Source organism: Butyricicoccus sp. AM78-15b2TA (genome assembly GCF_027665985.1).
GTDB classification, from domain to species: Bacteria; Bacillota; Clostridia; order Oscillospirales; family Butyricicoccaceae; genus Agathobaculum; species Agathobaculum butyriciproducens.
This window is the reverse complement of record NZ_JAQEHY010000002.1, coordinates 79,217-92,484: the sequence shown is the minus strand read 5'-3', so window position 1 is coordinate 92,484 and position 13,268 is coordinate 79,217. Positions and strand designations below refer to the sequence as shown.

Genomic DNA, 13,268 nt, shown 5'->3' with positions numbered 1-13,268 from the left:
AGGTGTAAACATATACACCTTTGTCTATTATAACAGATATCATGTTTATGTGCAAGCCGACAAACTGTGGCATTATTGCACAATTTACGCTTTTTCTGTGTAGATTTTATGAACAGACAGCGATTATCTGGTACCTTCTTCGCGGCTTGCAAGGTATTTTCGAACCATGAGCGCTACCTTAAATACGATCGCGTGATCGAACTCACGCAGGTCCAGACCGGTCAGCTTTTTGATTTTCTCAAGGCGATACACCAGCGTATTGCGGTGTACGAACAGCTTACGCGAGGTCTCGGATACGTTCAGGTTGTTCTCGAAGAACTTCTGAATCGTGAACAGCGTCTCCTGATCGAGCGAGTCGATCGAGCCCTTGCGGAATACTTCGGACAGGAACATCTCACACAGCGTGATCGGCAGCTGATAGATCAGACGGCCAATGCCCAGATTCTCGAAGCTGATGATGTTCTTCTCGGTGTCAAATACCGCACCGACCTCGATTGCAGTCGTAGCCTCCTTGAAGGACTTTGCGATATCCTTCATCTGGGAGGATACCGAGCCGATGCCGATCAGGCACTTGACCGACAGCTCACTGAGCAGCGTCTCCTCGATAGAGCCTGCCAGCTTGATCAGATCCTTGATCTCACTGCCTGCCTTGACCTCCTTGACAACAACGATGTCCGTCTCGGAGATATGCAGCACGAAATCCTTCTGCTTGTCCGGGAACATGCCGTTTACCACGTCGATCGCGGCAACATCGGCCGGCGCCTGCTGGCGCACGAGGAATACCACGCGCGGCACGTCGTTGCCGAAGTGCAGCTCGCGGGACTTGATATAAATATCGCCCGGCAGGATATTATCCAGAATGATATTCTTTACGAAGGTAGCCTTGTCGTGCTTTTCGTCATACAGCGTCTTGATATTGTTGATCGAAACCGCAACCAGCGAGCAGATACTGCGCGCCAGCTCGTCCTCGCCCTGTACGAATACAGCGTATTCCAGACGCGACGCACGGTCGCCCGTTGTATGATAAGTATAACCGCCGAAACGAACGATCTCGCCGGCGAAGCCCAGCTCAGTGATTGCTTCCTCCCGCATTTCACCGATACGAGGCAGATCGGTACATGCTACGACCGCACCGCTTGCGTCAACAATGCCGATCGTACGATCCACCGTATCCTTCATCTGCAAAACAATCGACTGGAACAATCTCGAAGCCATTTCCATCACCTTTCCCGTCTTTTTCACGCGCCCCGGCGCTTTACTCCGCATCCGTTCGCCGAAACGCTTACTCTTTATGGTGTTCTCACCGTTAATGGTGATTCTGCCTATGACATTCTTCACAAGAACGCCAAAAGTTCCCTATACATTTTAAGTCATTATATCACATGTCCGCGCATTTTTGTACAAAAAACTCAAAAAAATTTGTAGATTTTTTAAGTTTTTCAAGTTTTCGAGGTAAGTTTTTCCAATTCCTCCTGTGTCAGTTCCCGAAATTCGCCGGGCGCGAGTATTTTATCCAGCCAGAGACCACCCAGCCGCAGGCGTTTGAGCGCCGCTACCGTACCGCCGACTGCCGCGATCATGCGCTTGACCTGATGGTATTTGCCCTCTTTGAGCGTCACACGCACGCGCAGCTCCGGCTCGGTCTCGAGGATTTCCAGCTTCGCCGGCTTGCATTCCGTGCCGTCCCGCAGGGTCATGCCCTGCTCGAAGCGTGAGACTGCATCCGCTGCCAGCGCGCCGTCCACGACCGCCTCGTACTCTTTTTCAACATGGCGATTCGGACTCATCAGCGCATGGCTGAGCGCGCCATCGTCCGTGATGAGCAGCAGTCCCTCGGTGTCCTTGTCCAGCCTTCCCACCGCAAACAGGCCGCGCCGCAGCTCGGCTGGAAACAGCTCAAGCACGGTATCGTGACGCTCATCGCGGCTTGCCGTGATAACACCCATCGGCTTGTTGAGCATATAGTACCGCTGTGCGCGGTAGCGCTGCACGGTGCCATCCACCGCCGTCTGCGACCGGTCGGGATCGACCTTGAACGCCGGATCCTTCTGCACGGTGCCGTCCACCGAGACGCGTCCCGCACGAATGAGTGCCTGCACTTCCTTGCGGCTGCCGCAGTTCAGGTGGGACAGCAATTTGTCCAATCGCATCTGTGGCATTTTGTCCCCTCCGCCAATACATTTCTTTTATAAGGATAACACTTTTTCGCAAATTGCACAATAGCTAAATGCAAAAAAAGTGCAATCCCCCGAAAGTTACCAATAGATACCATAAACCTATGATAACTTTTTCGTTGAATTGCACAGTTATGCAATTTCCGAAAGTCATTGTCAACCACTGTCAGGTCTGCGGCATATCCAGCAGGCCATGCACAAATCCATCCGTCTGTGCAGATGTGATATCCGCTGCGATCAGGCGGTTGCTGCGCACCAAAAGGTTGGCGGTCACGCCCTGCTCCCCGGTAGGATAGGCGGTCAGCGCGTAGGTATACAGCGTGGCGCGTTTGCCCTGATACGGCGTAAGATCCAGTCCCTGCGCCTGCTGAATAGCGTTGTACTGCTCATATACCTCATCGAAGGTGTCGGGTATCTGCACCTCCTGTGTGCCGACCGGTTCGTTCTCCACCGACCAGCCGCATGCGGTCAGCAGAGCTACTCTGTCCTCGTTGGTTTTCAGCTTTGCACTAAGCGCTGCACCTTCAGCGCTGACCGCGGTATCCGCCTCTGCCGTTTTCGGCAGCAGCGCTGCCGCGCCGACTAGCACCAGCCCGACCGCCAGCACGCCCACTACGATTTTCCTCACCGACACCTTTGCCGCAAAAACGATCATGGCATTGTCCCTCCTGCTTTTGCTTTATTCTATGCGTACAAAAGGCAAAAAAGAACGCCTCCGAGTATTTCTCGGAAGCGCAGCTTGTATCAGTCCAGATTTTTCTTCTTCAGCATCCACCATGCAAAGAAGCAGCCTACCACTGTAATGGCCAGCGGCATCCACCAGATCCAGTCGCCCGGTATCCGTCCTTCACCGATATTCATACCGAAGAAGCCGAACACGATATTCGGAATCGTCATGATGATGGTCAGGATGGTCAAAACCTTCATGATGATATTCAGATTGTTGGAAACGACGGAAGCATAAGCATCCATCGTACCCGCCATAATGTTGGAATAGATATTCGCCATCTCGATGGCCTGACGGACCTCGATCAGCGCGTCCTCCAGAATGTCGCGGTCGTCCTCATACAGCTTGAGCACGCGGCCGCGCAGCACCTTTTCCATCGTAACCTCGTTGCCCTTGAGGGACGAGGAGAAGTAAACCAGCGATTTACTCAGTCCGAGCAGCTGGATCAGCTCCTCGTTTTTGAGGGAGTCGTACAGACGCTTCTCGATGCGGGTAAAGTCACGCTCGATCATACGCAGATTTTTCAGGAATCGACCTGCAATGCGGAGCAGAATCTGGAACACAAAGCGCGTCTTGAGCGAGGTATGCACGCCCTTTACCGCACCTTCCGCGATGGAGCGCAGGATGATGCTGTCCTCCAGACAAACCGTGATGACCGCATTCTGCGCCACAACAATGCCCATAGGAATGGTGGTGAACATCTGTCCGCCGTCCTCGACCGAGCTTTTCTCCACCATCGGGATATCGACGATCATGAGAAGCTGCTCGTCCTCGGTATCGACACGCGAGCTTTCCTCCGGGTCGAGCGCCGCGCGAACAAACTCTTCCTCAACCTGAGCCGCCTGCGCGATCTGCTCCAGCTCGTCCGAGCTGGGATGCACCATGTTGACCCAGCAGCCCTCGGTGAACTCGCTCACTTCTGTGATGCGGCCGTCCACCGTTTTGAAAAATTCAACCATATTATACCGCCTTTCAGCAGCGGCACTCCTCGAAAATGCCACCGCGAGTAATATTCATCTGTCTACTTCCAGGGTCCGTACTCACGGTGATCACTCTCCTTTAATATGGATTTCATTTAAGGCAATACCGCATAATTGAACAAGAGCGATTTGCGAATAAATTTTGCGTACTGATGAGGCGCGGTTTCGCAGCAATACTTGCCGTATTGCAAGAAATCGCAACAAAATCAGAATACAAAATTTCCGCAAAGCGCCGCTGCTTTAATTGTGCGGTGTTGCCTTAAAATTAACCTTCCCATACCTGACAAAACAGCCCTGTTACGGGCTGTTTTGAATAGCTATCAGTTAGATTATCGGTTGTCCTTATCGAAGATGCGCATCAGAACATCAAATGCAGCATCATCAGAGCCAACATCGGACGACGGCTTGGAAGCGGTTGCGCGAGCCGGCTTCTTGTCAGCCGCTGCGGTAGCAGCCTCGGTGAACAGGCCGGTGGAGCCGGAAGCCTTGTCCTTATTGCCGTCCATGCTCATCTTTGCGGAGTTCGGAACATTGTCGAAACCGGTTGCGATTACAACAACGCGGATCTCGTCGTCCATGTTCTCGTCGATGAATGCACCGAAGATGATGTGTGCATCCGGATGAGCCGCCTGCTGAACCATGGTAGCTGCGGTCTCAACCTCGTCGAGACCGATATCGTCAGAGCCGATAACGGAAACGATAACGCCGTGTGCCATGTCGATCGAGGTCTCGAGCAGCGGGCTGGAAATTGCCTCGCGTGCAGCCTCTGCAGCCTTGTCCTTGCCTGCAGCGGAGCCGGTGCCGATGTGAGCGAAGCCTGCGTCCTTCATGACGGAGGTAACGTCCGCGAAGTCCAGGTTGATGAAGCCCGGAACGGTGATCAGCTCGGAAATGTTCTTAACTGCCTGACGCAGAACGCCGTCAGCAATCTCGAATGCGTTCTTGAAGGTGATCTTCTGCTCGGATACATACTTCAGACGCTCGTTCGGGATGATAACGAGGGAGTCTACATTCTTGTTCAGCTCTTCGATGCCGCTCAGCGCCTGCTCAAGACGCTTCTTGCCCTCGAATGCGAACGGACGGGTAACAACGCCGACCGTCAGGATGCCCAGCTCACGAGCGATCTGTGCAACAACCGGAGCTGCGCCGGTGCCGGTGCCGCCGCCCATGCCGGCAGTGATAAATACCATATTGGTGTTAGCGAGAGCCGCTGCGATCTGATCCTTGCTCTCCTCAGCAGCCTTGCGGCCGATCTCCGGATTTGCGCCTGCGCCCTGACCCTTGGTCAGCTTCTCGCCGATCTGGATCTTCGTGCTGGCCTGCGAATAATTCAGAGCCTGCATATCCGTGTTGATGGAAACGAACTCAACACCCTGTACACCGTTCTCGACCATGCGGTTTACAGCGTTGCCGCCGCCGCCGCCGACACCGATGACCTTAATGTTTACTACGTTATCCAAGCCCTGTTCAAACTCAAAACCCATTGTCGTTGTCCTCCGTTTTATGATAAAGAATCGTTCTTTGATTATCAATTACCGCGTTTGAGGGCACTTCGCCCCTATTGTTTTAATTTTACCTCGATTTATTCTATTTTGCAACAGGAATTAGCGAATTCCTCAAAAAAAACTTAATCTTTTCCGTGTCTTTCCCGCAAACCGGCGGGCGATACGGAAAAAGGCTGTATTTTTTCGCGTTTTCCCTTGTGTTTTCGGTTATTTTCGCCAGTATAAGCAGAAAAAACTCAGCCTTCGCCATCGTAGCTGTCGTCATAATAGCTGTCATCGTAATACGATTCGTCGTACGAATCGTCGTAGCTGCCGTCATCGTAGGAATCGTCATAGGACGAATCGTCCGAGTAATCCGAATCATCGGAATAGTCCGAGTTATCCGAGCTGTCGCTGCTCGAATCGGTCGAGTCATCGCCGTTCGTATTGTCGGTCGTGCCGACTTCGCCGTCCGGATTGGTGTACGCCGGCGAGGTCACCGGATTGTCACCTGCCTGATCGGTACCGGAGCGCGCTACATCCTCCGCTGTCTCCGGCACAAAGTGCAGACGGTTCTGCGCATCCCAGTACAGCCGCCCGATATCCGATGCCGAAAGGCGATCGCTGATAACGGTCTGTGCAAACCGAATACGGTACGTCAGATCGTCCAGTGCGCCTGCACGAATGTCGAATCGCTTGTCATAGCCGATGCGCACATCGGTCAGGTCGTTCAGATTGAGGAAGCTCATCTTTTCGAGCAGACCGGCAGCATCCATGTTCTCCAGCACGTTCAGCATGGCGTCAACGTGTGCATCCGTGCCGGTAGCAAGGAAATCCCCCATCTGTGCATTCAGCGTAACGCCGAGCACGATCGGCAGACCGCCGTCTGCGGCGTTGTTCTCGAGCACCTTGCCGCCCGCACTGATATAAGTGAACGTGTTATCCTCATTCCTCACGGCAGCCGCCGCTGTGCATTCGGTGACAGTCAGCACCAGTCCATCCGGCAGCCTGCGGCGCAGCTGTGCGCTTTCCAGATACGGGAAGCTGTGCATCAGGTCGGACAATACGCGGTTTTTGTTCCACAGATAGAGATTATCGCCCTTTTGAACATCCATACCGGCGATCAGCTCCTCCGAGCCGTACTGCTTGGCGCCTTCCACCGAAATGGTCTTAACCTTGAAGAACACGGTCATCGCCACCACGGCAGCCGCCAGAACAATACCGGTCAGCAGCACGCGTCCCAGCACACGAAAGATTTTCCTGCCGCGGCGCTGCTGCTCCATCTGGTCGGGCGTGTGCTTTTTTCGCCTTCTGCGTCTCATCACAGCATCCCTTCTTTGTTACTTCTTGCCATGGTTTTCGATCGCCCAGAGGATCTCCTGATAGATCTTCTCGCTTGCATCGTGCGCCGCCAGCTTTGTCGCGTCATGCCCCATCCGGTGCAGACGGTCGCGGTCGCTCAGCAGATCCTGAATCTCGTCGTACAGCACCTGCGGATTGGCGTCCTTCTCGAGCAGAACACGGCAGCCGCCCTCCTTTTCGAGGGCGCGCGCGTTCTTCTCCTGGTGGTTCTCCGCCACATACGGAGACGGCACCAGCAGTGCCGGACGGCCGAGCATGCACAGCTCACCGAGAGTGGCCGCACCTGCGCGGCACACGATCAGGTCAGCCGCCGCCATGCGGTCGGCCATGTCGTAGATGTACTCGGTCACTTCGATGTTTGGGTGTTCGTCAAAGTCGGCGCCCTGCTCCTTCGCCATTCTGGGCAGCCACTCACAGGCCGCCGCACCGGTTGCGTGAACATGGTGATACGGCACGCCGTTTTTACATTCGAGCGCCAGCTCACCGGCCATGTGCTCGTTCATGTACTTTGCACCCATAGAGCCCCAAAAGGAGACGACCAGCTGGTCATCATCGGTCAGACCGAACTTCTCGCGTGCCTTTGCGCGGTCTGCCGCCAGAATCTCACCGCGCACCGGCGCACCGGTCAGAATGATCTTATCTCCGCCGCCGAGCAGCTCCTTTGCCTGCTCAAAGCAGACAAGCACGCGGTCCGCGTCCTTTGCGAGCATCTGCGTTACCTTGCCGGGCAGCGCGTTGACCTCGAGCAGAACAGTCGGAATGCCGAGCTGCTGTGCCGCGCGTACCACCGCAAACGACGCATAGCCGCCGCAGCCGATCACGCAGTCCGGCTTGGCCTGTTTCAGCAGCTTCTTCGCCTTGCTGACCGCCGAGACAGCCAGCTTTGCCGCCTTCAGATTGTGCAGAATGCCCTTCGGGCTCATCGAGCGCGACATGCCGATGATCTCGATGGTGTCCAGCGGGTATCCCTCACGCGGGACCAGCTTATTTTCAATGCCGCGTGCCGAACCGGCAAAACGCACCGTCGTCTGCGGCTGCTTTTTTTCAAAATAGCGTGCAATGGCAAGACCCGGTGTAACGTGACCGCCCGTGCCGCCTCCCGTAATGTACAGTTTCAAAACTGAGTTCCCCTCTCCTGTTTGTTACTTTTCAAATGCAAGGTAGGATCACATGGTCCGGCAAAGCCTGTTTACCGGATCATGTGATACTGCCTGACAGCAATATCACAGTCATCGAGGCTGTTTGTATGCTGCAAACAGCCTCGATTTGCATAAGGCAACACCGCACAATTAAAGCAGCGGCTTCTTGCGCAGGCTCCGGTCGCGCTGCCGCGGCGCTTTGCGAAAATTATGCGGTATTGCCATAACTTAATCCTGATTTCTTCCGTCAATCCGCATATACCGCGATATATTGAGCAGGATGCCCATCTCGCCGAGCTGCAGCAACAGCGCTGTGCCGCCATAGCTGAAAAACGGCAGCGCCGCACCGGTTACCGGCATGATGCCGGTGACAACGAACAGGTTCATCAGCGTCTGGATCGCCAGCTTGGCGGTGATGCCGGTCGCCAGAAGACTGCCGAATTTATCCGGTGCATAGCGCGCCACACGGAATCCGCGGTAAATAAGGTACGCGAACAGCAGAATGACCAGCAGAGCGCCGATCAAACCCATCTCCTCGCACCAGGTGGCAAAGATGAAGTCGTTATGCGGCTCCGGCAGGTACAGTTGCTTCTGCAGACCGTTGCCGAGTCCGCGGCCGAGCAGGCCGCCCGAGCCGATGGCGATCTGGCTCATCGAGCCTTGCAGACCTTTGTTCGCCATATCCGAAAACGGATTGAGCCAGACTTCAAAACGGTCTCGTACATGCTTAAACGCAACATAGAATGCCGCAACTACGCCTGCACCCAGTCCCAGAATCGGCGCAAAGTACCACAGGCGCATGCCGCCTGCCAGCAGGATGATAATGCCGATGCCGCAGATGATGATCATCGCCGAGGTATGTGGCTCCAGGTACAGCAGACCGATGTACAGCGCCAGCAGCAGACCGTACGGCTGCACCATGGTCTTGACACTGCGCACGCTCTTCGGGTCACGCGCCACCCAGTAGGAAAAGCAGATGATAACCGTCAGCTTTGCGATCTCGGACGGCTGAAAGCCGAACAGCCAGCGGCGTGCATTATTGACCGATGTACCGATGCCCGGTATCGCAACCAGAATCAGCAACGCGACCGATATCCACATGATGATGTTGTGAATGCCCGCGTACATGCGGTACGGAATCTTGGAAAGGCCGATCATCGCCGCAAGACCGATCGCGGCGAAAATGCCCTGACGCATGATAAAGTATGTCGCGCTGCCCTTGTAGAACATCGCGTTGGTATAGCTTGCCGAGAACAGCGCGATCAGACCGGTGATCAGCAGCAGCAGCACCGAGAAGAACACACCGGTATCCCAGATGTGCGCCTTCATGCTGCGCATGCGTCTGCGCTTCGGCTTTGCGGTGCCGGTATGGTAACGCTCCTTCGGCACCGGCTCCCGCGAAGGACGCGCCGGTTTGCCGCTCGGCGCATTCCGCGGCATGGGACGGCGCGATGCCGGCCGGTACTGCGGATTCGTCTTTCCAGTTGTCGAAGCCATAGGGTTACCTCCGAATTACGAATTAAAACAGCGGTGCGAGCGCCACATGGTAGGCCAGCAGGCACAGCACAACCGTGATGCCGGTGAATACCAGCACGATTTTCTTCTCGCACCAGCCGCACATTTCAAAGTGGTGGTGGATCGGCGCCATCTTGAACAGGCGCTTGCCGTGGGTCGCCTTGAAGTAGGTGACCTGCAGGATAACGGACAGCGTTTCGATGATGTAGATCAGGCCGACCAGCAGCAGGATGAGCGGCATTTCACACGCAAATGCCAGACCGGCAACCGCACCGCCGAGGAACAGTGAGCCGGTATCGCCCATGAACACCTTGGCCGGATTGAAGTTATAGCGCAGGAAGCCCAGCAGCGCACCCGCGAGTGCCGCCGAGAAGATCACAACGCCCATGTCTCCGCGGCGGAAGCCGACGAACACGAAGAAGATGGCAACCGGCAGCGTAACGCTTGCCGCCAGACCGTCGATGCCGTCGGTCAGATTGACGGCGTTGTCCGCGCCGACGATAACGAAGGCCGCGAACACGATGTACAGCGGCCACGGCCAGCTGAACGAAATGCCCGTGAACGGAATCCACAGCTGCGGCAGACCGCTCGACCCCAGGAACAGCACGAGCACAAACACGCCGGCAACCAGAATCTGGAGCACCAGCTTCTGCTTCGGAGTCAGACCCGCGTTTTCCTTTTTCTTGATCTTGGCGTAGTCATCGACCAGACCGACCGCACCGTAGGCCACGGCAAGGCCGAGCACCGCCAGCGACGAGACCGAAATCTCACCCATCACGATATTGCCGATAATGACTGCCGCCGCGATACCGATAATGAACATAAAGCCGCCCATTGTCGGGATATTCTGTTTGTTCATGTGCCATTTCGGTCCGATTTCGAGAATCTTCTGACCGAATTTCATTTTTCGCAGATAGTTGATGACCGCCGGACCGATAGCCAGCGTAATCACCAGTGCGACCGCGAAAACAAGCACAGCCTGTTTCATGCTTCAACTTCCTCCCCTAAAAACATTGCAAGTGCGCGTTCCATGCGCATGCCGCGGCTACCCTTGAACAGCAGCGCGTCTCCTTTTTTCGCGTCCTCGCGCAGTGCCGCGACAAGTGCGGTCTGATCGTCGAACGCATACGCATGCTCCATGCCCTTCTCTCTTGCACCGGCTACCATGGCCGCTGCATCCGGACCGTAGGCGTACAGGGCGTCCGCGTACTGCGCCGCCGCACGACCGGCACGGCGATGACCTTCCTCGGCGTAATCGCCAAGCTCGAGCATCGAGCCGAGAACCGCAAACCGGCGGCCGTCCCCGGCCATGCCGCCGAGCACGGACAGCGTAGCCTCCATCGCATCCGGACTTGCGTTGTAGCAGTCCGCATAGATTTGGTAGCCATCCTGCTCATAGATGTTCTGGCGCATGCCGCTTGCCTGATAGCTGACAAGTCCCTGCGCGATCAGCGCGGGCGTTTCGCCGAGCAGCAAACCGACGGCTGCCGCCGCCAGTGCATTGAGCACGTTATGCCTGCCCGGAATACTCAGCTTCGCGGTGAATTTCTCTCCGACCGGCAGGTGCGCCGCAGCAAGACCGTTATTTACTATATCAAATGTACCGTCGCTGTGCAAGTCCGCAGTAAGATCACAGTCGGAATTTCCGATGCCATATGTTACCACCTTGCAGCCGAGGCTGCCGCGTTTGTCCCACAGAAGCGGCTCATCGCCGCAGAGAACAGCCGTGCCGCCCTCCTGCAGACCCTCGAGAATCTCCAGCTTGGCCTTGCAGATGCCCTCACGCGAACCGAGGAACTCGATATGCGAGGTGCCGATATTGGTGATAACCGCCAGATTCGGCTTGGCAGCCGCCGTCATGCGGGAAAGCTCACCGAAATGGTTCATGCCCATCTCGGCTACCAGCACTTCAGTATCCCTGGTCATACGCATGAGCGTCAGCGGCAGACCAATCTCATTATTCAGGTTGCCTTCTGTCTTCTGTGCGCGGAAACCCTGCGAGAGAACGGCATACAGCAGCTCCTTGGTGGTGGTCTTGCCGACCGAGCCGGTCACGCCGACGACCTTGCCGCCGCACATCGTGCGGTAGCCGCCCGCGAGGTCAAGCAGCGCCTGCGAGGTGTTCTCAACGTACAGCGCCGGCACCGGATATTCCTCGTTTTCTCGATGGCTCATCACGGCGGCCGCGCCGTTCTCGATCGCCTTGCCGATGAAATCGTGCGCGTCAAACCGCTCGCCCTTGATCGGCAGGAACAGCGCCTCCGGCGGAATCTGCCGCGAATCGGTCGTGACCGCCGTCAGAGCCGCCTCACCCTTCGCTTCGCCGTGTGTCCATGCCGCCGCCTGCGCTAATGTAAATCGTTCCATGCCGTTTCCCCCAGTTGGTTTTACTTTTGCTTTATTGAGCGTAGGGGCGCACAGTGTGCGCCCGTCTGCCGCTCTTACTTATTGAAAAAATCCGCTACGATCTCGCGTTCATCCATGTGGTGCTTCACATGGTTTACTTCCTGATAGGTCTCATGTCCCTTGCCCATCAGCACGATGATATCGTCCTTCTGTGCGTGTGCAAGTGCCCAGTGGATCGCCTCCGGACGATCGACAATGACCTGCATCGGCGTATCCGAATCCTTCATGCCCTCGAGAATGTCGTCGATGATGGCCTTCGGCTCCTCGGTGCGCGGATTATCGCTCGTTACAACGCAGAAGTCCGCGAGATCCGCCGCAATTTTACCCATCTTCGGGCGCTTGGTGCGGTCACGGTCGCCGCCGCAGCCGAACAGAGCAACAACACGGCCCTTTGCAAAGCCGCGAACGGCCTTGAGCACGTTCTCCACGCCGTCCGGCGAATGTGCGTAGTCGATGAGCACGGTGTAATCCGTATCGGTCGGCACGACCTCAACACGGCCCTTAACGCCGGTTGCGGTTGCCATGGACTTCGCCGCAGCCGCAAGCGGCATGCCGAGCTGCAGCACGATGCCGAGTGCGGTCAGTGCATTCTCGACCGAGAAATGACCCGGAATCGGCAGCTTGACATCTGCCTTTTCACCCTGATACTGTGCGGTAAACTCCACGCCGTCCGCGTGCAGCTGCAGGTCTGTGGCTTCGAGATCGGCCTCCGGCTTGCCGCAGGAGAAGGTCATGCACGGACACTTTGCGTCCGCGAGCATCTTCTCCGCCGCAGCGTCATCCAGATTGATAACACCCTTCTTACTGATGGAGAACAGCAGCGCCTTTGCCTTACGGTACTCCTCCATGGTCTTGTGGAAATCGAGGTGATCCTGCGTTAGATTGGTGAACGCGCCTACCGCAAACGGAATACCGTGTACGCGGTCAAGCACCAGGGAGTGCGAGGAAACCTCCATGATCACATGCGTGCAGCCTGCGTCTCTCATGCGGGCAAACAGTGCGTGCAGCTCGTAGGATTCCGGCGTGGTGCGCTCGGTTTCGATCACTTCATCACCGATGAGGTTCTGGTTGGTGCCGATCAGACCCACCTTGTGGCCTGCGTCCTCAAGCATGTGCTTGACGAGATAGGTCGTGGTGGTCTTGCCGTTGGTGCCGGTCACACCGAGCATGACCATGCTCTCTGCCGGATGACCGAAGCGGTTTGCCGCAATCTCAGCCAGCGCGATACGAGAATTCTCCACAACGACTGCGGGGACGCCCTCCGGCGCCTCCTCGCAGACAACGGCTGCCGCGCCCTGCTCCATCGCCTTGGCGATGTACTTGTGGCCGTCGGTCGCGTAGCCGCGGATGGCTACAAACAGGTCGCCCGGCTGTACCGCGCGGGAGTCGTACCGCACTTCCTTGATCTCGATATCCTGTGCGGCAGTGCTGTTTTTTACTGCTACATTCTTCAAAAGTTCCTGTAATTTCATAATTTCCTC

The 13,268-nt window shown here is 56.2% G+C and carries 11 protein-coding genes; all 11 read right to left on the bottom strand.

What is annotated here, in order from left to right; genetic code table 11:
* Positions 1-123: 123 nt before the first annotated feature.
* A complete protein-coding gene (locus PGS25_RS02445; protein WP_270417587.1) occupies positions 124-1,215 on the bottom strand; it encodes a PucR family transcriptional regulator in 1,092 nt (363 codons plus the stop codon).
* A gap of 224 nt (positions 1,216-1,439) precedes the next feature.
* Positions 1,440-2,159, bottom strand: a complete 720-nt coding sequence (locus tag PGS25_RS02440) for a pseudouridine synthase (RefSeq protein ID WP_270417585.1) — start codon at positions 2,157-2,159, stop codon at positions 1,440-1,442.
* Positions 2,160-2,340: 181 nt separating this feature from the next.
* Positions 2,341-2,829 carry a DUF4830 domain-containing protein gene (locus PGS25_RS02435; RefSeq protein ID WP_118728977.1) on the bottom strand — a complete coding sequence of 163 codons (489 nt, stop codon included), beginning with the start codon at positions 2,827-2,829 and terminating at the stop codon, positions 2,341-2,343.
* Positions 2,830-2,918: 89 nt separating this feature from the next.
* The gene (locus PGS25_RS02430) at positions 2,919-3,860 is read right to left on the bottom strand and encodes a magnesium transporter CorA family protein (protein WP_270384340.1); all 942 of its coding nucleotides are present in this window, start codon (positions 3,858-3,860) and stop codon (positions 2,919-2,921) included.
* 350 nt (positions 3,861-4,210) lie between these two features.
* Complete coding sequence (gene ftsZ, locus PGS25_RS02425; RefSeq protein ID WP_118360333.1) at positions 4,211-5,365, bottom strand: cell division protein FtsZ; 1,155 nt, start codon at positions 5,363-5,365, stop codon at positions 4,211-4,213.
* 257 nt (positions 5,366-5,622) lie between these two features.
* Positions 5,623-6,687: a cell division protein FtsQ/DivIB gene (locus tag PGS25_RS02420; RefSeq protein WP_270417751.1), complete on the bottom strand. Its 1,065-nt coding sequence runs from the start codon at positions 6,685-6,687 to the stop codon at positions 5,623-5,625.
* An 18-nt stretch (positions 6,688-6,705) separates the two neighbouring features.
* Positions 6,706-7,845, bottom strand: coding sequence for an undecaprenyldiphospho-muramoylpentapeptide beta-N-acetylglucosaminyltransferase (gene murG / locus PGS25_RS02415; protein WP_118360331.1), 1,140 nt, complete (start codon positions 7,843-7,845; stop codon positions 6,706-6,708).
* Between the two features lie 249 nt (positions 7,846-8,094).
* On the bottom strand, positions 8,095-9,363 hold the full coding sequence (locus tag PGS25_RS02410; protein WP_270384344.1) for an FtsW/RodA/SpoVE family cell cycle protein: 1,269 nt from the start codon (positions 9,361-9,363) through the stop codon (positions 8,095-8,097).
* A 22-nt stretch (positions 9,364-9,385) separates the two neighbouring features.
* Positions 9,386-10,369, bottom strand: coding sequence for a phospho-N-acetylmuramoyl-pentapeptide-transferase (mraY, locus tag PGS25_RS02405; protein WP_118479186.1), 984 nt, complete (start codon positions 10,367-10,369; stop codon positions 9,386-9,388).
* Positions 10,366-11,748 (bottom strand): UDP-N-acetylmuramoyl-tripeptide--D-alanyl-D-alanine ligase, encoded by a 1,383-nt coding sequence (locus PGS25_RS02400; RefSeq protein ID WP_270417584.1) that lies wholly within the window; start codon positions 11,746-11,748, stop codon positions 10,366-10,368. The genes mraY and PGS25_RS02400 overlap by 4 nt, the downstream gene beginning before the upstream one ends.
* A 74-nt stretch (positions 11,749-11,822) precedes the next feature.
* On the bottom strand, positions 11,823-13,259 hold the full coding sequence (locus PGS25_RS02395; RefSeq protein ID WP_270417583.1) for a UDP-N-acetylmuramoyl-L-alanyl-D-glutamate--2,6-diaminopimelate ligase: 1,437 nt from the start codon (positions 13,257-13,259) through the stop codon (positions 11,823-11,825).
* Positions 13,260-13,268 lie beyond the last annotated feature (9 nt).

Coding starts and splice junctions, on each gene's coding strand:
- PGS25_RS02435 (WP_118728977.1), bottom strand. CDS start 2,829: ATGATCGTTTTTGCGGCAAAGGTGTCGGTGAGGAAAATCGTAGTGGGC.
- PGS25_RS02420 (WP_270417751.1), bottom strand. CDS start 6,687: ATGAGACGCAGAAGGCGAAAAAAGCACACGCCCGACCAGATGGAGCAG.
- PGS25_RS02440 (WP_270417585.1), bottom strand. CDS start 2,159: ATGCCACAGATGCGATTGGACAAATTGCTGTCCCACCTGAACTGCGGC.
- PGS25_RS02395 (WP_270417583.1), bottom strand. CDS start 13,259: ATGAAATTACAGGAACTTTTGAAGAATGTAGCAGTAAAAAACAGCACT.
- PGS25_RS02410 (WP_270384344.1), bottom strand. CDS start 9,363: ATGGCTTCGACAACTGGAAAGACGAATCCGCAGTACCGGCCGGCATCG.
- ftsZ (WP_118360333.1), bottom strand. CDS start 5,365: ATGGGTTTTGAGTTTGAACAGGGCTTGGATAACGTAGTAAACATTAAG.
- mraY (WP_118479186.1), bottom strand. CDS start 10,369: ATGAAACAGGCTGTGCTTGTTTTCGCGGTCGCACTGGTGATTACGCTG.
- PGS25_RS02445 (WP_270417587.1), bottom strand. CDS start 1,215: ATGGCTTCGAGATTGTTCCAGTCGATTGTTTTGCAGATGAAGGATACG.
- PGS25_RS02400 (WP_270417584.1), bottom strand. CDS start 11,748: ATGGAACGATTTACATTAGCGCAGGCGGCGGCATGGACACACGGCGAA.
- PGS25_RS02430 (WP_270384340.1), bottom strand. CDS start 3,860: ATGGTTGAATTTTTCAAAACGGTGGACGGCCGCATCACAGAAGTGAGC.